The organism is Amorphus orientalis (assembly GCF_030814015.1).
GTDB classification, from domain to species: Bacteria; Pseudomonadota; Alphaproteobacteria; order Rhizobiales; family Amorphaceae; genus Amorphus; species Amorphus orientalis.
In genome coordinates this window covers 400001-419032 of sequence record NZ_JAUSUL010000001.1, presented here as the reverse complement: position 1 = coordinate 419032, position 19032 = coordinate 400001, and the positions used below count along the sequence as shown (strand labels likewise).

Sequence of the window (19032 nt, the reverse complement as noted above, 5' to 3'; positions counted from 1 at the left end):
GACGGCCCCGCAAGCAGTTCCCAGACGGGCCATCGCAAATGAAAAAGGCCGCGCCGGAAAACCGGCGCGGCCTTTTCTTGTCGGTAGACCCCCGGTCTACTCGGCGGGCGTGGCCGCCTGACTGGAGCGCGGTTCGCTCATCAGGCCCTTGACCAGGGCGACGGCGCCCAGAAGGAGCACGAAGACGAAGGGCAGGCCGGTGGATACGGCGGCCGCCTGCAGCGCGGTCAAGCCGCCCCCGAGCAGCAGCACGATCGCCACCAGGCCCTCGAACGTGGCCCAGAAGATGCGCTGGGGCACCGGGGCATTCACCTTGCCGCCCGCCGTGATGGTGTCGATCACCAGCGAGCCGGAGTCCGACGACGTCACGAAGAACACGATCACCAGGATGATCGCGATGAACGACGTGATCGCGGCCAGCGGCAGCGCGTCGAGCATGACGAACAGCTTCAGCTCGAGATCGGCATCGGCGATCGCCTGATAGCCGTCGTTGAGCATGGTGATCGCGGTTCCGCCGAATGCCGTCATCCACAGCACCGAGACCAGCGACGGGACGAGCAGCACGCAGAAGATGAACTCGCGCACCGTCCGGCCGCGGCTGACGCGGGCGATGAACATGCCCACGAACGGCGACCAGGAGATCCACCAGGCCCAGTAGAACGACGTCCAGCCCTGGCTGAAGTTGGTGTCCGTCCGTCCGAACGGGTTCGCCAGCTCCGGCAGGTACTCGGCATATGCGAGAAGGTTGCCGAAGAAGCCGGTCGCGATGGCGACGGTCGGGCCCACCAGGATCACGAAGGCGAGCAGCAGCGCCGCCAGGACCATGTTGATCTCCGACAGCCGCTTCACGCCGGCGTCGAGGCCGGCAACCACCGAGACCAGCGCCACGCAGGTGATCGCCGCGATCAGAATGACCATCGACAGTTCGGTCTGCGGGATGCCGAACAGGAACTCGAGGCCGGCGTTGGCCTGCTGGGCGCCGATGCCGAGCGACGTGGCCAGGCCGAACAACGTGGCGAACACCGCCAGGATATCGATGATGTGGCCGGTCCAGCCCCACACACGCTCGCCGAACAGCGGATAGAACATCGAGCGGACCGAGAGCGGCAGGCCCTTGTTGTAGGCGAAGATGGCCAGCGACAGTCCGACGATGGCGTAGATCGCCCAGGGATGCAGGCCCCAGTGGAAGATGGTCGCGGCCATGCTGAGGCGGCGGGCTTCCATTTCAACGCCGGCGGCCCCCGCGAGGGGTGCCCAGCTCTCCGGTGAGCCAGCGTCTGCGGCCAGCGATGACGTATAGTGCGAGATCGGCTCCGAAACGCCGAAGAACATCAGGCCGATGCCCATACCGGCGGCAAACAGCATCGCGAACCAGCCGGTGTACGAATAGTCCGGCGTTGCCTCCGTGCCGCCGATCCGCACCTTGCCGAGCGGAGACACCATGAGAACCAGCGCCAGGACGACGAAAATGTCGCCGGCGGTCAGAAACAGGACGTCGAACGTCTCCGTCAGCGTCGGGCGGAGCCAGCCGAACAGGGTCCCGGCCTGCTCCGGCGCGGCGATCGCGAAGATCACGAACGCAACGATGGTCAGGCCCGAGATCATGAAGACCGGGTTGTGGATATCGAATCCGACGGGACCGATGCTCGGCTGAATGTTGTCCTGACCGATCGTGTAGTCGGTCTCGATCAGGTTGGCCTCCCCGTCGGGGCTGGCAACGGCTTCTTCTTCGGCGGTCGCGCTCTCATCGGTCACGACGGTGTCCTTTCCTTCTTATCTTGCCTCTCCGGATCGCGGGCGGCTTTAACGCACGACCATTACCGACATCGGCGCGTGGGACGCCATGTGGCCGCCATGGGATGCGAAGAAGTGCTCCGGGAAGCCGGGCACATGGGAGGCCATGACGACCAGATCGGCCCCGACTTCGGCGGCCGCGCCCATCAGCGTCTTGTCCAGGTCCACCGAGGGATCGTGGGCGGCATAGGCCACCGACTCGATCGGCAGCCCCTGGTGCTCCGAGAGCTCGGACGCGAACCGCTGGAGCTTCTGGGCGAATTCGTCCGGGTTGTGGGCAACCGCGGAGGGGGCCTCTGTGGTGACGCCCACGAGGCACACCGTGCTTTCGTAAAGCCGCGCCAGGTCGATCCCGACCTGCACGGCCTTCTCGAGCTGTTCGACGTGCTCGAGATCGATCGGCAACATTATTTTCTTGAACATGGACCGTTCCGTGTCTGGTTTCGCCGCATCATCCGGGTGTGCCCGCCGCCCGGCCGGCAGCCTCCGTGGGTGGCGGCGCCGCATCGCGGTCGGAGAGCGTCTGACGTTGGAACTCGAGATCCGGAAACAGCGACCCGTTCTCACGGATCAGTCACGCCTGCCGCCCCCGAGCCATACCTCTCACAAACCTGTCAGCGCAGATAATGAAAGTCAATTCAGCGACCGCCACGCCCCAGGCGCCCGCGCGCACCCTGTCCTAGAAGATTTCTCCGCCGCACATTCACCTAAAACAAGTGTATATATTTCGCATATACTTTGAATTTGGGCCAGAAATACATACCGACTCCAAATACGACCAAAGGAACAAATCAGGAAAATAAATGATTAACCATAAGGTTCGGTCGCGTCGCGGGCATGACGCGCACCCCCTGCCGGCCGACCCAAGCGGGCGCTTTTGCGGGGTTCGCTCGCCGAAAGACGCGCGCAGGCAGCGTCGTGACAGGTTTGCCGCCCTATAATCGGAATCGTCACGATCTACTAACCTTGGCCGGCCTGGTCGCTTGAACCCGCCGCCTCCCCATGAAACAACACCTCCGAACGGGGGCGAAGGTGGTGCGTTAGCAGGCGTCTGGATGGTCGGCCGAACGAACGAGACAGAGACGTGAGGTGCTCCTTCCGGGCACGCTCACTCGCGGCCCTTTGGGTCTTCGGCGTGGTCACGGCCACCGCGCCGACCCCGGCTGCTGCCTTCGAGCTGTTCGGGTTCAAGTTCTTCGGACGGGACGACGCCGACGAGACCGACACGGTGATCGGGGAGCCCCAGCCCTACACGGTCGAATTCGAAGTCTCCGGCGACACGGGCGACGAGGGCCGACTGAAGGCCGCATCGAGCCTGTGGAAGGAACGCGACCGCCCCGCGTCCGGCGCAGCCGGGCTGATCGCGCGGGCGCGCGGCGACTACCGCAACCTGGTTTACGCGCTCTATGCCAGCGCCCGCTATGGCGGCACGGTCTCCATCACCATCGACGGCCGTCAGGCGGCCGACATTCCGCCGGACGCGCCGCTTTCGGAAACGGCCGAGGTCAAGATTGCCGTCGATCCGGGCCCGCTCTTCCTGTTCGACCAGACACTGATCCGCAATCGGGCGCCCTACCCGACGGACCGCAAGGACACGGTGCCGACCCCGGAAAGTGGTGGTTTCGAGCCCGGTCAGCCGGCCCGCTCCACGGTGATCCTTCAGGCGGAAAGCCGCGCCGTGGAAGCCTGGCGGCAGCAGGGCTATGCCAAGGCCAAGGCCGGTCCCCGCAGCGTCACCGCCAACCATCCCAACGAGACCGTTGACGCGACGCTGGAGATGCAGCCCGGACGCAAGGCCCATTTCGGCCCGACCGACGTCACCGGGACCGAGCGCATGGACCCGCGCTTCGTCGCCTACATGGCCGGCCTCAAGCCCGGCGAAGAGTTCGATCCGGACGCCGTGAAGCGGGCGAGCACGCGGCTCGCCCGTCTCGACGTGTTCTCCTCGCTGAGGATCGTGGAGGACGAGACGATCGGGCCGGACGGCAGCCTGCCGATGCACATCCTGGTCAGCGAGCGCAAGCTGCACCGGATCGGCGTCGGCGGCAGCTTCTCGACCATCGACGGGCTCGGGCTGGAGGCTTACTGGCTGCACCGCAACCTGTTCGGCCGCGCCGAGCAGCTGCGCATCGAAGGCCGCGTGTCCAATTTCGACAACAAGACCAATCCGGAAGACTTCACCTACCGGGCCGGCGCCACCTTCACCAAGCCCGGCGTCGGCACCCCGGATTCCAATTTCAGCGCGTCGGCCTATGCCGAGCGCGAAGTGCTGGACACCTACACCAAGACCGGCGTGAGCGGGCAGGCGGGCTTCACCCACCAGTTCTCCGAAGCCCTCCAGGCCCGGGCCTATCTGACCGGGCAGCACGCCCAGTTCGAGGACGACGTCTACGGGACCCGGGACTTTACCACCGGCGGCTTCCTGGGCGCGTTCACCTACGACACCCGCAACAACATCGGCAATCCGAGCCGCGGCCATTATGTCGACGTGACCGCACTGCCCTTCTACGAGTTCAACTACGCCAATGCCGCCGCGCGCTTCACCGCCGAGGCCCGCACCTATTACGGGGTCGGAGGCGACAACCGGCTGATCCTCGCCGGCCGCGCCAAGATCGGCACGCTGTTCGGCCCCTCGATCGCCCAGCTTCCGCCCGACCAGGTCTTCTTCACCGGCGGCGGCGGATCCGTGCGCGGCTATCCGTACCGGTCGATCGGCGTCGAGGTCGGCAACAATGTCGTCGGCGGCAAGTCGCTGGTCGAGGGCAACGTGGAGCTGCGCGGCCGCATCACCGAGACCATCGGCGCCGTCGCTTTCCTGGATGCCGGCGCGGTCGGAGCCAATTCCACCCCCGACTTCGACCAGAACGTGAAGTTCGGCGCCGGTGTCGGCCTGCGCTATTTTACCAGCGTCGGCCCGATCCGGTTCGACGTGGCGGTGCCCCTGGAAAAGCGTGACGGCGATCCGGACTTCGCCTTCTATGTCGGCATAGGACAAGCGTTTTGACCCGGCTGATCCTCGCCCTCCTCGTCTTTCTGACCGCGCTTCCGGCGTTCGCGCAGGACAGCAGCGAGGAAGACGACCGCTCGTTCCTGACCCGGTTCATTTCCGAGCAGCTCTCGGCGCCGAACCGGCAGATCCGCCTGTCGGGCATCCAGGGCGCGCTGTCGTCGAACGCGACGATCGCGGAGATCTCCGTGGCCGACGACGAGGGCGTCTGGCTGCGCATCGTCAACGCCTCCATCCAGTGGAACCGGACCGCCCTGTTCCGCCGCAGGCTGCAGATCGACCGTCTCGCCGCCGACCGCATCGAGATGACGCGGCGGCCGCTGGCCGACGAGAGCCTGCCCTCGCCCGAAGCGACGCCGTTCCAGGTGCCGGAGCTTCCGGTCGCCGTGATTCTGAACGAGCTGGACGTGCCGCAGGTGACGTTCGGCGAGCCCGTCTTCGGACTGGCCTCGGAACTGTCGGTGACCGGCAGCCTGCGCCTGCAATCGGGCGAACTGGAAACGGATCTCGACATCAAGCGCCAGGACGGACCGGGCGGCGAACTGACCCTTCAGGCAAGTTTTTCCAACGAGACCCGCCGCCTCGCCCTCGATCTGGACCTGTCGGAGCCCGCCGACGGCGTCGTCGCCAACCTCCTGAAGCTCGAGGGCGAACCGCCCATCGACCTGAAGGTCCAGGGCGAAGGACCGCTCGACAACCTCGACATCACCATGAGCCTGGACGCCGACGGCGACCGGCTGGTGAGCGGTGCCGTCCGCCTGCGCGAGCGGACCGAGGGACTTGGCTTCGAGGCGCGGCTGGAAGGCTCGATCGGAGAACTGATCGCCCCGGAACACCGCGAGGCCTTCGCGGGCGACGGGCTTGTGACCCTATCGGGCGTGTCCCGCACCGAAGGCGGGTTCGCCATCGACAGTCTCGACGTGCGCACCGACGTCCTGACACTCACCGCATCGGCCGCGACCACGTCGGACGGGTTCCTCCGCCGGCTGACCGTCGACGGCGAGCTGAACGACCCCGACGACGGGCGGCTCAGTCTTCCGGGCGCTCCGGACGCCACGCTCCAGAACGGCCGCATCTCCATCGCCTACGGCGAAGCCGACCGGCAGGATTGGAACGGCGTTGTCGAACTGACCGGCATCGAAACGGATGCCGTGACGGTCCAGACCGTGCGCCTCGTTCTCGGCGGACTTGCGGAGAACCTGGACGATCCCGAGGCGCGACGCGTCACCTTCGGCGTCGACGGCGAGGTGTCCGGCATCAGCTCCGACGATCCGGGCATCGAGAAGGCCTTCGGCGGCGCGATCCGACTCGACGTCGATGGATCCTGGCAGGCCAACCGGCCGATCACGCTGACCCGGGCGGCCCTGTCCGGCAACGGGCTCTCCGCCAGTCTCAGCGGCACCATTCAGGACGCAGCCTTCCGCGGCACCATCGCCGTGGATGCGGCGGACCTCGCGCCCTTCTCCGACGTCGCGGACCGGGACCTCGCCGGCGCCCTCAACATGCGGGCAAACGGTTCGGTCCAGCCGATTTCCGGGATGTTCGACCTGACCCTGGACGGCACTGCCGACGGGCTGCAGATCGGCATGGAGCCGGCGGATCAGCTTCTTGCCGGCAGCACCCGCATCACCGGCCGCGTCGCCCGCGACGAAAACGGTCTCCGGACGGATACTCTGCGAGTGGAAAGCCGGAACCTGGCCCTGGAGGCCAATGGCGGGATCTCCAGCGAGACGGCCGACTTCCGCTTCGACCTCGCCCTCGCCGACCTGCAGCTTCTGACGCCAGAGGCCTCCGGCCGGCTCACCGCCCGGGGCACCGCGCGTGGACAGGAGGGCGTCATCGACCTCTCGTTCGACGCCGACGTTCCTTCCGGAACCCTGTCCGGACGCCCGCTGCGCGACGGGGAGCTCGCCTTCACCGGGACCCTGCGCGAGGGCGATCTCACCGGCACCGTTTCGGGGAGCGCCTTCCTGGACGGCCATCGGGTGAGCCTCGCCTCGGATATCGCCACCCAGGGCGACCGGCGCAGCCTGACCGGCCTGGAATTCGTCGCCGGCGGGACCACGCTCACCGGCGACCTGACCCAGACGGAAGCCGGCCTGTTCCAGGGAACGCTGGATCTGAAGGCCCCGGACGTATCGCTCGCGGCGGCGCTTTTCCTGGCGGAAGCGAGCGGCTCGGTCGACGCCCACATCGAGCTGTCCAATACCGGCGAGCGGCAGGACGCCTCGGTCGAGGCCCAGGTTCGCGATCTCGTGGTCGAGGCGGCGCAGATCGCGTCGGCCGACATCCAGGCGGAGATCGAGGACCTGCTCGGCGTGCCGACGGTGGAGGGAACGATCGACGGGCGCGACATCGTCGCCGCCGGCTACACCGTCACCACCCTTCAGGCGAGCGCCAACCGGGACGGCGAAAGCACGGACTTCACCGCAGACGCGGCTTTGTCGATCGGCACCACGATCGCTGCGGCCGGCCGGCTGACACCCATCGACGGCGGCTTCCGGCTGCAGCTCTCCAAGGCCGACCTGGCCCAGGGCGATCTGGCGGCCCGGCTGACACGGACCGCCTCGCTGCAGATCGCCGGCCAGACCATCACCATCGACGGCCTCGCCCTCGATGTCGGTGGCGGCCGGGTCAGCGCCAACGGCACCATCGCCGACACACTCGACCTGACGGTCGACCTTGCGTCGGTCCCGCTGTCCATCGCCAACACGATCCAGCCGGAGCTCGGTCTCGGCGGCACCCTGACGGGGACGGCGAACGTCGGCGGCTCCCGCGACAACCCGGACGTGACGTTCTCCGTCGACGGCCGCGAGATCTCCGCCGCCCAGCTCCGCGACGCCGGCCTGTCGGCGCTCAACGTCTCGGCGCGCGGCACGTCCAGCGCCAACCGGCTCCAGATCGACGCCACCGTGACCAGTCCCGACGGCTTCCGCACAACGGCACGCGGCTCCGTTCCGCTCGGAGACGGCAATCTCGACCTGACCATCGCCCTGGAACGGTTCCCGCTGAGCGTCCTCAACGCCGCCGCGCCCGGCCAGGACCTGGCCGGCGCCATCACGGGCGAGGCGCGGGTCACGGGGCCCCTCGCCAACCCGGCGGCCGACTTCACGCTTTCCGGCTCCGGCCTGTCGGCCGCGCCGCTCAACGACTTCGGGGCGGCCCCGCTCGAACTCAGGGCGAGCGGAAGCTACGCCAACCAGATCCTGTCGCTCCAGAGCACAGAAGTGGGCGGTCCCCAGGGGCTCTCGCTCAGCGCGTCCGGCCGCGTGCCGCTCTCCGGCGGCGGGCTGGATCTCGCCGTGCGCGGCGCCGTTCCGCTGTCGCTGGCGAACCGGCAGCTCGCCGATCGCGGGACCCAGGTTGCCGGAACGCTTTCGTTCGAAACCCGGATCAGCGGACCGCTGACCGATCCCCGGTTCAACGGCAGCTTCTCCACCGCCGGTGCCGAGGTCGTCGACCCGGAAACCAGCGTCCGGCTGACCGATATCGTGATCAACGGCTCCATCGACGGCGACCGGATCACGCTCGGCACCGTCCGCGCCGCGGTGGCTGGCGGAGGCGGCATCAGCGCATCCGGCACCATTTCCATCGACCCGCGCGCCGGTTTCCCGGCCGATATCCGCGTGAACCTCGACCAGGCCCGCTACGTCGACGAGGATTTCGTCGTGGCGACGGTGAGCGGTTCGCTTGCGATGACGGGCCAGCTGACCCGGGATCCCCTGGTCTCCGGCGAGATCCGCATCGAGCGGGCCGAGATCATGATCCCGGATTCCATCGGCGGCGGCGCACCGCCGATCGACGTGACCCATATCGATCCACCCGCCGCCGTGGTCACCACGCTCAAGCGTGCCAAGATGATCGGCGGGACGCCGGTGCCGACCAGCCGTCCGAGCGTCGTCCAGCTCGACATCCGCATCAGCGCGCCCAACCAGATCTTCGTCCGCGGGCGCGGCCTCGATGCCGAACTGGGCGGCGAGGTTCGCCTGACCGGGCCGCTGACCAACGTCCAGCCCGTTGGCGGCTTCCGGCTCATCCGCGGCCACCTGTCCATCGTCGGCCAGCGGATCAATTTCGACGAAGGCACCGTGACCCTGATCGGCGATCTGGACCCGTTCATCGATTTCTCCGCCACCACCCAGGGCAACGGGATCACCGTGACCGTCTCGGTGCGCGGCCGCGTCTCTAATCCGGAGATCAGCTTTTCCTCCCAGCCGGAACTGCCGGAGGACGAGGTTCTGGCTCAGCTCATCTTCAAGCGCAGCCTGAGCGAACTGTCGGCGACCCAGATCGCCCAGCTCGCGGCGGCGGCCGCAGAGCTCGCAGGCGGCGGCAACACCTCGCTTTTGAACAACCTCCGGCAGGCCACCGGTCTCGATGAGCTCGACATCGTCACCGATTCCGAGGGCAACGCGGCGGTGCAGGCCGGCCGGTACATCAACGAGAACATCTATCTGGGTGTCGAAGCCGGAGCCGCCGGCACCACCCGCGGCACCGTGAATCTGGACATCACCCCGAGCCTCAAGGCCAAGGGCAGCATCGGCTCCGATGGCGATTCCAGCCTCGGCCTGTTCTTCGAACGGGACTACTGAGTCAGCCGGGTCCGGCGGTTGCGCGCGGCCGGAGACGCCGGAGGCCCTGCATCGGCCGTCCACAGGCGCACCTCGCCGGCGGATCGGTCCCTTTCCATTCGCTGAATATGCGCACATATTGCACATAGAGAGCGCGAAGGTCCCGGGTGGGCGACTCCGGTCGACCCAGCCAGGGACCGCTCAGGGCAACCGTGGGGGAGACGGGAATTGACGCATTTCAGCGGACGCGTGGTCGTGGTCGGCTTCGGAACGATCGGCCAGTGTGCGCTGCCGTTGCTGCTCGACAGGCTGAAGCTGCCTGCCTCTGCCGTCACCGTCGTCGATCGGGACTCCGAGGCCGATTTCCGGGGCGGCCCGGAGACCGGCGAAGTCGCCTACCACCAGATGACGCTGACCCCCGACACGCTGGACGCGCTGACGGATCTGGTCGGACCCGGCGATCTCGTCGCCAACCTCTCCGTCGGGATCTCCTCGCTCGACCTGGCCGCCTGGTGTCAGGCCCGCGGCGCGCTCTACATCGACACCGCCATCGAGCCCTGGGAGGGCTTCGTCGAGAATGCGTCCGTGCCGGTGGCGGAGCGGACGGAATACGCGTTTCATCAGGCCGCCCGAGAGGCCGGTGCGGCGTGGCCGGAGGGCAGTCCGACCGCCCTGTTCACCCACGGCGCCAACCCGGGGCTCGTCAGCCATTTCGCCAAGGCCGGGCTGATGGACGTGGCCGAGCGGATGGGGCTCGAGACGCCGGTACCGGCCGACCGGCGCGGCTGGGCCGAGCTCGCCGCGCGCACCGGAACCAAGGTGATCCACATTTCCGAGCGCGACACCCAGATCGCGGAATATGCGAAGCGACCCTGGGAGTTCGTCAACACGTGGAGCATCGACGGCTTCATCGAGGAGGCGATGATGCCGGTGGAGCTGGGCTGGGGGACCCACGAACGCCGGATGCCGGCCGATGCCAGGGAGCACCGGAGCGGGCCACGCAACACCATCTATCTGGAAGTGCCGGCGGCGACCTATTACCTGTATTCCTGGGTGCCGGGCCACGGTCAGATCCTGGGTCTCGCGCTGCCCCACAGCGAGACGGTCACGCTCTCCGACCTGCTGACGCTGACCGACGAAAGCGGGACCGTGACGTACCGCCCGACCGTCGGCTTCGTCTATCTGCCCTGCGACGACGCGCTCACGAGCCTGCACGAGGTGCTGATGAGCGGCTGGCAGATGCCGGAGCGCCAGCGCATCCTGACCTCGGAGATCGTGGAGGGCGCCGACGAGCTGGGCACGCTGCTTCTGGGCCACGGCCTCGGCGGCTGGTGGCACGGCTCGCGCCTCGATATCGAGCAGGCGCGGCGGATCGTACCCCATTCCAATCCGACCGCGCTGCAGGTGGCCGCCGGCGTTGTGTCCGGTGCGATGTGGGTCGTGCGCAATCCGGCAGAGGGCTTCTGCGAACCGGAGGACCTTCCCTTCGACGAGGTCCTCGCCGATGCCCGCCCCTATCTCGGGGACGTCTTCGGCGTCGGAACCGACTGGACGCCGCTCGACAGCCGCGGCGGCCTTTACTCGGCCCCCCCAGCGCCGGACGCCCCGTGGCAGTTCGCCAATTTCAGGATCTGAGCGCGTCGGCGATCGCGGCACCGACCCCGGCTTCGTGATGGTCCGGGGCGGACCGGGGCACGATGGCGCGGACGGCTTTCGGCGCGATGCCGAAGCGGGCCGGCGTGGTGGTGAGCAGATCGCCATCGGCGCTGACGTCGTGGGAGTGGCGCGTTTCCAGGGTGACCTCGGTCGTGGAGAAGGTGCGCACGTTCTTCCAGTGTTTCTGGGTCCCGCGATAGAGCGACGGCACCAGCGCGATCAGCTCCGTCCAGTGGCGGACCTCCAGCGAGTAGACGTCGAGGCGGCCATCGTCCGGTTCGGCCGTGTCGTCGACGGTCAGCCCACCCCCATAGTGCCGGCCGTTGCCCACCGTGACCTGAATCGTCCGGACGCTCTCGGTGATGCCGTCGTGGTGAATGGTCACCGTATGGGTGCGGCTCTGGGCCGCCAGGCGCACAGCTGAAATGGCATAGCCCAGCACGCCCCAGCGCTTCTTCGCCTCCGAGGTCAGCAGACGCGCAAGCGTGGCGCTGAAACCGATGCTGGCGACATTGAAGAAATACAGGTCGTTGACGATGCCGAGGTCCAGCCTGCGCTCGCGGCCGTCGATGATGACTTCGGCAGCCTCGCGGATGGAAAACGGAATCTGCAGGGTGCGCGCCAGATCGTTCGCGGTGCCGAGGGGCAGGATGCCGAACGGGAGCCCGGTGCGCGCCAGGCCGGCAGCGGCCTTGTTCAGGCTTCCGTCGCCGCCGCCGATGATCACCAGATCCACGTCGGACGCATGGGCCTCGATTGCCTCGGCGCTTCCGGGATAGTCCTGCACGGACGCTTCAACCAGCTCGATACCGTTCCGGCGAAACAGCGCGAGGGCCTCGTCCACCGAGTCCGATCCCTTGCGGGCCTTCGGGTTGAGCAGGAGGAGCGCCCGCCGGTTCCGTTCGCTCGCCGGCGGTGTGCTGAGCGCCTCGTCCATCGACAACCTCTTTCCCGCGGGACACGGCGTACGCGGACCCGTCCGACGTTGCATAGCGCACAAAGGACCGCTTGCGTTCCCCTTTCCGACAAACGCGGTCTGCGAGGGGCAACTGAGGACGGTCGCCGATTCCGTCGGGGCCGGGACGCCTTCAGTTCAGTGTCGGCTGCTCGTCGGGGATGTCGAGGGAGAAGGCGGGGATCGACACCCGGAACCGGGAGCCGTCGACGGTTTCCATCTCGTAGGCGCCGACCATGATGCCGGACGACGTGGCCAGCGGGCATCCCGATGTGTAGGTGTAGGCTTCGCCCGGGCTCAGCACGGGCTGTTCGCCGACGACGCCCGGTCCGCGCACTTCCTGGACCTGGCCCCGCGCATCGGTGATGTGCCAGTAGCGGTTGATCAGCTGGACGATCTCGTCGCCTTCGTTGCAGATCTCCACGGTGTAGGCCCAGATATACCGCCCCTTCTCCGGAGCCGACTCGTCCTCCAGATAGTGCGGGTCAACCGTGACCCTCAGATTTCGCGTGACTGCTTCATACATCGTGAATCTCAATCGGTTTGCAGCGGCTGCAGATCAGCCTGCGCCGCATGCGCATTGACACAGATTAAACACCTCAGGCTTGCCTGGCGCTCGTTTCCGGGCAGCCCGATGACGATCGCTCCCGCCAAGCCTATGGCAGAATTGAAGAAATTATTTCCGCCGATCCTTCGGGCCTAAAATACACCGCCCGTCGGCTACCAAAACGCCGGGAATTTCGATCACAATTGTGTTTTCCCTGTGCCAATCGCTTCGACCGGGCGTAACGGGTTCGTTTCATCAGGAATCCACGATGGTCTATGTCTCGATAACCGGCCTGCGAATCAAGTCCCCGCTTCATGCCCTGCGCTTCTGGTGGCATGCGGTGGCGAGCATGGCGCAGGCGCGCGGCGCGGACGGAAACGTCTCGGCCGAAGCGCGCTCCATCGAGGGCGTGCAGCACACACTTTCGGTCTGGCGGGACCGGGATGCGATGATCGCCTACCGCAATTCCGGCGCACACCTGAAGGCAATGCGGGTCTTCCCGCGGATCGCCAGCGGCCATACGCTCGGGTTCGAATCCGATCGCGCGCCCGACTGGAGCACTGCGCGCGATCTCTGGCTCGCCGAAGAGGATCGGCGGCGGTCAGGATAGGGAGGAAGAGCCGGGCGACCCCCGATCCAGCACCTCCGACGCCGGGTGCATCTGCAAGCGCTCGACCGGAATCTGTCTTCCGCGCCGACGCGGTCGTCCTTTTCACCGCAGCCGAAAACGCACTACAGATGTCCGAAACTGGATCTGACGGTCAAGCAAGCGGCCGTCCGCGCAGCTCCATCAAGCGGTTCCCATGTTCGACGCCCGCCTGAGGCCCCTGATCGATCCTCCGCTCGACGCCATCGGGCGCCGCCTTGCCCGCATCGGCATGTCCGCGGACGGCATGACGATGCTCGGCTTCGCCTTCGGGCTCGCGGCTGCGCTTTCGATCGCCAACGGATATTTCCTGGCCGGCCTGGTGCTGCTGGCCATCAACCGCTTCGCCGACGGGCTCGACGGCGCGGTGGCACGCGCCACCGGCCGCACGGATCGGGGCGGCTATCTCGACATCGTGCTTGATTTCTTCATCTACGGCGCCATTCCGTTCGCGTTCGCAGTGGCCGATCCGGCCCGCAACGCGCTGCCGGCGGCCGCCCTGCTGCTCGCCTTCTATGCCAACGGGAGCGCGTTCCTGGCGTTTGCCGTCTACGCCCAGAAACGCGGGCTCGAGACCCGCGCCCAGGGGGCCAAGTCGCTCTATTTCCTGGGCGGCCTGGCCGAAGGCGCGGAGACCATCCTGGCCTTCGCGCTGATGTGCCTGCTGCCGGAGGCGTTTCCGCTGATCGCGCTGCTCTTCGCCGTCATCTGCGGCCTGTCCGCCGCAGCCCGGGTGACGCTCGCCACCCGGATGCTGCGCTCACCCGACTGAGGCAGCTGCCTTCGCGCCGACGCTGTCAAAGGCACGGGTCAGATCCGCGATCAGATCGTCGGTGTCCTCCAGCCCGATCGACAGCCGCAGCAGGCCCGGACCGATGTTCAGCTCCGCGCGCTGCTCGTCGGTCAGGCGCTGGTGGGTGGTGCTGGCCGGATGGGTGATCAGGCTCTTGGCGTCGCCGAGATTGTTGGAGATCTTGACCACGCGCAGGGCGTTGGACGCGGCAAAGGCGGCATCGCGGCCGCCCTCCACCTCGATCGCGATCAGGGTGCCGCCGCCGGTCATCTGGCGCCGGGCGATCTCCGCCTGGGGATGATCGTCACGACCCGGATAGATCACGCGCCGCACGGCGGGATGACCGGCGAGCGCATCGGCGACGGCCGCCGCGGACGCGGTCTGCTGGCGCACGCGCAGCGGGAAGGTTTCCAGCGATTTCAGCATGATCCAGGCATTGAAGGGCGACAGGGCCGGCCCCGTCTGACGCAGAAGCCCGTCGAGCTTCTCCGTGACCCATTCCTCGTCGGACACGATGACGCCGCCGAGGCATCGGCCCTGTCCGTCGACGTGCTTGGTGGCGGAATAGACCACCACGTCGGCGCCGAGCTTGAGCGGCGCCTGATGCAGCGCGGTGGCGAAGACGTTGTCCACCACCAGCCGGGCGCCCACGGAATGGGCAATTTCGGCCACGGCGGGCAGATCGACCAGCGACAGGGTCGGGTTGGCCGGCGTCTCTGTGAAGAGCGCCGTCGTGTTGGGCCGGACCGCCGCCTCCCAGGCCGACAGGTCGGTGCCGTCGACCAGCGTCGACTCGACGCCGAAGCGCGGCAGCAGGTCTTCCACGATGTACCGACACCCGCCGAAGAGCGCCTTGGAGGCAACCACATGGTCACCCGCCTTGACGCAGGCGATCATCGCGGCGGTGACGGCGGCCATGCCGCTCGCCGTCGCGCGTGCGGCTTCCGCGCCTTCCAGAAGCGCCATGCGGTCCTGAAACATCTGGACGGTCGGGTTGCCGTAGCGGGAATAGACGAAGCCGTCCGCTTCGCCGGCGAACCGGGCCTCCGCATCCTCGGCCGTCTCGTAGACGAAGCCCTGGGTGAGGAAGAGCGCCTCCGCCGTCTCGCCGAACTGCGAGCGCATCGTTCCTCCGTGAACGAGGCGGGTTGCGGGTCCGCAATCAGCGGGGAGCGACGAAGACGACATGGCAGGTCCTTTCGACTGACTCGGCCTTCGCCAAGAAGCGAAGGGAAAGCTGGGCGGGAAGGCGTGGACTTCCGACACCAAGCACGGACCGGGCCGAAGGGCGCTCAGGCACAAAAAAACCCGTTCGAACGGCGACCGGGGTGTTCCTTCACCCGGCCTCTTTAGCGACTTCTTTAACGTGGCTGCAAGCCGGCCGGCTCAAATGACCACGGGACAATCGGTGTTTACGCCCGGCTTTCCTTGGCGTCAATGCAGTCTTCGGGTTAGGTCATGGAGGGGGCGCACCCCAACCAGGCGCCAGGACGCATCGGGGACGGAACGGTTGTGACGAACGGGTCGGCGGGCATACTTCCAAGACAGGCGATCGACGCGATGGCGCAGACGGGCGCGATCGCGAGCGGCGAGGCCTTCGACGCCGACCAGATCCAGCCGGCAAGCCTCGATCTGCGTCTCGGTCGCGTCGCCCACCGCATTCGCGCAAGCTTCCTGCCCGGGCCGGACGTGTCGGTCGCCGACAAGCTGGAAGACGTCACCCTGCACACGATCGACCTGACCAGGGGCGCGGTGCTGGAAACCGGCTGCGTCTATGTCGTTCCGCTGATGGAGGCGCTCGACCTTCCGGCGGACGTGGCGGCGTCCACCAACCCGAAGAGCTCGACCGGCCGGCTCGACATCTTCACCCGGGTGATCGCCGATCGCGCCGGCGCCTTCGACCGGGTCCCCGCCGGCTATCGCGGCCCGCTCTATGCCGAAATCAGCCCGCGCACGTTTCCCGCCCTCGTCCGCACCGGATCGCGGCTGAGCCAGATCCGGTTCCGGCGCGGCGCGGCCACCCTGAGCGACGCCGAATTGACGGCCCTGCACCGCGCCGAGCCGCTGGTATCACCAGGCAACGCGGTGATCGACGCAGGCCTCCACCTCTCCATCGACCTGGAGACCAGCGACCCGAGCGGCGTCATCGGCTATCGCGGCAAGCGGCATACCGGCGTCATCGACGTCGACCGCAAGGACGGCTACGACGTCGCAGATTTCTGGGAGCCGGTGACCGTGCGGCCCGGCCGCGGCCTCATTCTTGATCCGAACGAATTCTACATCCTGGTTTCCCGGGAAGCGGTGCAGGTTCCGCCGTCGTGTGCCGCCGAGATGGTGCCGTTCGACCCGCTCGTCGGCGAATTCCGGGTGCACTATGCCGGCTTCTTCGATCCCGGCTTCGGCCATGGCGCGGCGGGCGCCGGCGCCCGCGCCGTCCTGGAGGTGCGCAGCCACGAGGTGCCGTTCATCCTCGACCACGGCCAGGTCGTCGGGCGGCTGGTCTACGAGCGGATGGCGGAGGCGCCCGACACGCTCTACGGATCGGGGCTCCGGTCGAACTATCAGGCCCAGCGGCTGAAACTCTCCAAGCACTTCCGCGCCGCCTGAGGCGGGTCTATCCGGCGGACGTGCCGGCGTCCTCCGTCGCCTTCCGCAGCTCGCCCCTCAGCTCGCCGATCTCGCCGCGGAGCTTTCGCATTTCCTCCGCGATCGAGGCCTGCTCGTCGTGCAGGAGCTGGCGTTCGGCATCCAGCGTGGCCTCGTGCTCCTGCTGCATCGCCGACACGATGATACCGATGAACAGGTTCAGCACCGTGAAGGCCGTCGCCATGATGAACGGCACGAAGAAGGCCCATGCGTACGGATATTCCGCCATGACCGGACGGACGATGCCCATGGACCAGGATTCCAGCGTCATGATCTGGAACAGGGTGTAGGCGGACGCGCCGATCGTGCCGAACCAGTCCGGAAAGGTCTGACCGTAGAGATTCGTCGCCATCACGGCGAAGACGTAGAAGATGATCGCCATCAAGAGCACGATGGAGCCCATTCCAGGCAGGGCGGCGATCAGCCCGCCAACCACGCGGCGGAGCGTCGGCACCACGCTGATCAGCCGCAGGACCCGGAGGATCCGCAGCGCACGCAGCACGGACGCGCCGTGCTGGCTGGGGAACACCGCGATCGCCACCACCACGAAATCGAAGATGCTCCAGGGGTCGCGGAAGAATTTCAGCCGGTGGACGTAGAGCCGAAGACCGATTTCCACAACGAACACCGCGATCACGGCGAGGTCGAGCGCGACGAGCGCGGGCCCGATGGCATCCATCACGGTGGGGCTGGTCATCAGGCCCAGAATGGCCGCGTTGAAGACGATCAGCCCGGCGATCGTCCACTCCCATCGGGAACTCTGAATAAGGGCGCGCACGCGGTCTCGTGTCGTCAAAGGCCTTCTCGCAATCACCGTTCGGGATGGACGGCAGGCCCCGGGGAGGACCCGGATGCCGGCACGGCACATTTAGGCGATTGTTTCGGCAAAACGAGAGGGACGTGTCAAATCCGCGGAGCGGATTTCAGGCCGGTGCGCGGCGCAGCCTGACGCGGTCTGCCCGGATCCTGCGCATCCGAGGTCCGACGCGGTCACCGGCGATGCCCGCCGGCCGCCGAAGGCGCTTGACAGCGCCGGTCGGGAGCGCTCTTTTCGGGACGAGCGCGGGCGTAGTTCAGTGGTAGAACGTCAGCTTCCCAAGCTGAATGTCGTCGGTTCGATCCCGATCGCCCGCTCCAGCCTTTCCTCCATGCCCCCGGGTCGCTTTTCGGGACCGCTGCCGTGAGCGGACCGCGGTCTACGCGACTTTCTTGATGTGCTGCAGGAAGGTGTTCATCTCCCGGCGCAGTTCCCGAAGAACCTCTTCCTGGGCGGCCAGATCCTGGGACGACTGAAGCACCCGCGATGCGGCCTGTTCGGTTTCGTTGGTGGCTTCGGACACCCGCGTGACGCTCTGGGCCATGTCGTCGGTGCCGCTGGCGGCTTCGTCGACGTTGCGCGCGATTTCCCGCGTCGCAGCGCTCTGCTGCTCGACGGCGGCGGCGATCGTCGTGGAAATGTCGCTGACCGTCCCGATCGCGGAATTGATCTCGTGATTGGCGGCCACGCTGCTGGCAACGGCGGCCTGGATGTCGGCGATCTGGCTCGAAATCTCCTCCGTCGCCTTGGCGGTCTGCTGGGAGAGCGTCTTCACCTCGGCAGCGACGATGGCGAAGCCCTTGCCCGCCTCGCCCGCGCGCGCCGCCTCGATCGTCGCGTTCAGCGCGAGGAGGTTGGTCTGGGATGCGACGGCATTGATGAGGCGAACGACCTCGCCGATCTTCTGGGACGCAGCCGACAGACTGTCCATCTGATCGCTCATGGAGCGGGACATCTCGACCGCATTGGCGGTGATCTTCGCAGCTTCGGCAACCCGTGTGTTGATCTCGTCGATCGAGGCGGTGAGTTCCTCGGTCGCGCTGGCCACGCTCTGCATGTTCGCAGAAGCCGTTTCCGCTCCCGAGACCGCATGGGTCGCCTGACCGCGGGCGCCGGCCGACAGGCTGGTCACCGACTTGGACACCGAGACCAGATCGTTGACCGAGGCGGAAACGGACTCCACCACCTGCGCCATCTGGGTCTCAAAGTTGTTCGCAACCTGCGAGAATTCGGCGTTGCGCTCCTCGATCAGCTCCGTCGCATGATTAATCGACTGGGAGGCTTCGAGGAAGGAGCCGACCATTCCCGTTTCGACGATCTTCCGGAAGTACTGGTTCCGGCAGACATAATCGAGACTGGCCTTGGATTCGCGGAGATAGGCGTCGGAGCGATCGATCAGGAGATTGATCGCATGCATAAGACGCCCGAGATCACCCGTATCGGTGATCCCGATAATGCGCGCCTCCATGTCGCCCTGGGCGACGGCTTCACAGACGGCAAGCGCTTTCTTGATGTCAGCGCTCGAATTGTTCCAAGGGTGCCACATTGGACTGACTGTACCAGTAAAAACTAAGCTGCGGTGCGCACGGAAGGCTGCGGG

14 protein-coding genes, 1 tRNA gene and 1 riboswitch (1 of these 16 running past the window's edge) are annotated in these 19032 nt (G+C 67.1%); of the genes, 7 read left to right on the top strand and 8 right to left on the bottom strand.

All coding sequences use genetic code 11. The features are described 5' to 3' along the window. Positions 1 to 96: 96 nt before the first annotated feature. Together J2S73_RS01885 and J2S73_RS01880 are read right to left on the bottom strand one after the other, a co-directional pair. Positions 97 to 1755: a BCCT family transporter gene (locus J2S73_RS01885; protein WP_306883723.1), complete on the bottom strand. Its 1659-nt coding sequence runs from the start codon at positions 1753 to 1755 to the stop codon at positions 97 to 99. Between the two features lie 48 nt (positions 1756 to 1803). Further along, a complete protein-coding gene (locus J2S73_RS01880) occupies positions 1804 to 2217 on the bottom strand; it encodes a universal stress protein (protein ID WP_306883722.1) in 414 nt (137 codons plus the stop codon). 661 nt (positions 2218 to 2878) lie between these two features. Between J2S73_RS01880 and J2S73_RS01875 the strand changes: the two genes are divergently transcribed. The 3 genes from J2S73_RS01875 (at position 2879) to J2S73_RS01865 (ending at position 11007) form a co-directional block, all read left to right on the top strand. Next, a complete protein-coding gene (locus J2S73_RS01875; RefSeq protein WP_306883721.1) occupies positions 2879 to 4798 on the top strand; it encodes an autotransporter assembly complex protein TamA in 1920 nt (639 codons plus the stop codon). Then, complete coding sequence (locus tag J2S73_RS01870) at positions 4795 to 9393, top strand: translocation/assembly module TamB domain-containing protein (protein ID WP_306883720.1); 4599 nt, start codon at positions 4795 to 4797, stop codon at positions 9391 to 9393. The genes J2S73_RS01875 and J2S73_RS01870 overlap by 4 nt, the downstream gene beginning before the upstream one ends. A 207-nt stretch (positions 9394 to 9600) precedes the next feature. Beyond that, complete coding sequence (locus J2S73_RS01865) at positions 9601 to 11007, top strand: saccharopine dehydrogenase C-terminal domain-containing protein (protein WP_306883719.1); 1407 nt, start codon at positions 9601 to 9603, stop codon at positions 11005 to 11007. Here the strand turns inward: J2S73_RS01865 and J2S73_RS01860 are convergent. Beyond that, complete coding sequence (locus J2S73_RS01860; RefSeq protein ID WP_306883718.1) at positions 10997 to 11965, bottom strand: lipid kinase; 969 nt, start codon at positions 11963 to 11965, stop codon at positions 10997 to 10999. The genes J2S73_RS01865 and J2S73_RS01860 overlap by 11 nt on opposite strands. A gap of 151 nt (positions 11966 to 12116) precedes the next feature. Then, positions 12117 to 12509, bottom strand: a complete 393-nt coding sequence (gene apaG / locus J2S73_RS01855; protein ID WP_306883717.1) for a Co2+/Mg2+ efflux facilitator ApaG/CorD — start codon at positions 12507 to 12509, stop codon at positions 12117 to 12119. Positions 12510 to 12798: 289 nt separating this feature from the next. Between apaG and J2S73_RS01850 the strand changes: the two genes are divergently transcribed. After that, positions 12799 to 13140: a hypothetical protein gene (locus J2S73_RS01850; protein WP_306883716.1), complete on the top strand. Its 342-nt coding sequence runs from the start codon at positions 12799 to 12801 to the stop codon at positions 13138 to 13140. Positions 13141 to 13333: 193 nt separating this feature from the next. Then, entirely contained in the window at positions 13334 to 13948 is a 615-nt protein-coding gene (locus tag J2S73_RS01845) for a CDP-alcohol phosphatidyltransferase family protein (RefSeq protein ID WP_306883715.1), read from the top strand. Here the strand turns inward: J2S73_RS01845 and J2S73_RS01840 are convergent. Beyond that, the gene (locus tag J2S73_RS01840; RefSeq protein WP_306883714.1) at positions 13937 to 15157 is read right to left on the bottom strand and encodes an O-succinylhomoserine sulfhydrylase; all 1221 of its coding nucleotides are present in this window, start codon (positions 15155 to 15157) and stop codon (positions 13937 to 13939) included. The two genes, J2S73_RS01845 and J2S73_RS01840, sit on opposite strands and share 12 nt — an antisense overlap. Before the next feature lie 140 nt (positions 15158 to 15297). Further along, positions 15298 to 15377, bottom strand: a riboswitch (SAM riboswitch). Between the two features lie 104 nt (positions 15378 to 15481). Here J2S73_RS01840 and J2S73_RS01835 point away from each other — a divergent pair. Further along, positions 15482 to 16576: a 2'-deoxycytidine 5'-triphosphate deaminase gene (locus tag J2S73_RS01835; RefSeq protein WP_306883713.1), complete on the top strand. Its 1095-nt coding sequence runs from the start codon at positions 15482 to 15484 to the stop codon at positions 16574 to 16576. A 7-nt stretch (positions 16577 to 16583) separates the two neighbouring features. Here the strand turns inward: J2S73_RS01835 and J2S73_RS01830 are convergent, their stop codons facing one another. Beyond that, entirely contained in the window at positions 16584 to 17393 is an 810-nt protein-coding gene (locus J2S73_RS01830; protein ID WP_306883712.1) for an ion transporter, read from the bottom strand. A 284-nt stretch (positions 17394 to 17677) separates the two neighbouring features. On the opposite strand from J2S73_RS01830, the gene J2S73_RS01825 reads away from it, so the two are divergent. Further along, positions 17678 to 17752, top strand: a tRNA-Gly gene (locus J2S73_RS01825). Positions 17753 to 17811: 59 nt separating this feature from the next. Here the strand turns inward: J2S73_RS01825 and J2S73_RS01820 are convergent. Further along, positions 17812 to 18978 carry a methyl-accepting chemotaxis protein gene (locus J2S73_RS01820; RefSeq protein ID WP_306883711.1) on the bottom strand — a complete coding sequence of 389 codons (1167 nt, stop codon included), beginning with the start codon at positions 18976 to 18978 and terminating at the stop codon, positions 17812 to 17814. A 23-nt stretch (positions 18979 to 19001) separates the two neighbouring features. Continuing rightward, positions 19002 to 19032 carry the final stretch of a PAS domain-containing protein gene (locus J2S73_RS01815; RefSeq protein ID WP_306883710.1) on the bottom strand. It continues 566 nt past the right edge of the window, so 31 of the gene's 597 nt are visible here — the last part of the coding sequence; its start codon lies off the right edge, out of view; its stop codon occupies positions 19002 to 19004.

Coding starts and splice junctions, on each gene's coding strand:
- J2S73_RS01880 (WP_306883722.1), bottom strand. CDS start 2,217: ATGTTCAAGAAAATAATGTTGCCGATCGATCTCGAGCACGTCGAACAG.
- J2S73_RS01860 (WP_306883718.1), bottom strand. CDS start 11,965: ATGGACGAGGCGCTCAGCACACCGCCGGCGAGCGAACGGAACCGGCGG.
- apaG (WP_306883717.1), bottom strand. CDS start 12,509: ATGTATGAAGCAGTCACGCGAAATCTGAGGGTCACGGTTGACCCGCAC.
- J2S73_RS01850 (WP_306883716.1), top strand. CDS start 12,799: ATGGTCTATGTCTCGATAACCGGCCTGCGAATCAAGTCCCCGCTTCAT.
- J2S73_RS01845 (WP_306883715.1), top strand. CDS start 13,334: ATGTTCGACGCCCGCCTGAGGCCCCTGATCGATCCTCCGCTCGACGCC.
- J2S73_RS01840 (WP_306883714.1), bottom strand. CDS start 15,157: ATGTCGTCTTCGTCGCTCCCCGCTGATTGCGGACCCGCAACCCGCCTC.
- J2S73_RS01820 (WP_306883711.1), bottom strand. CDS start 18,978: ATGTGGCACCCTTGGAACAATTCGAGCGCTGACATCAAGAAAGCGCTT.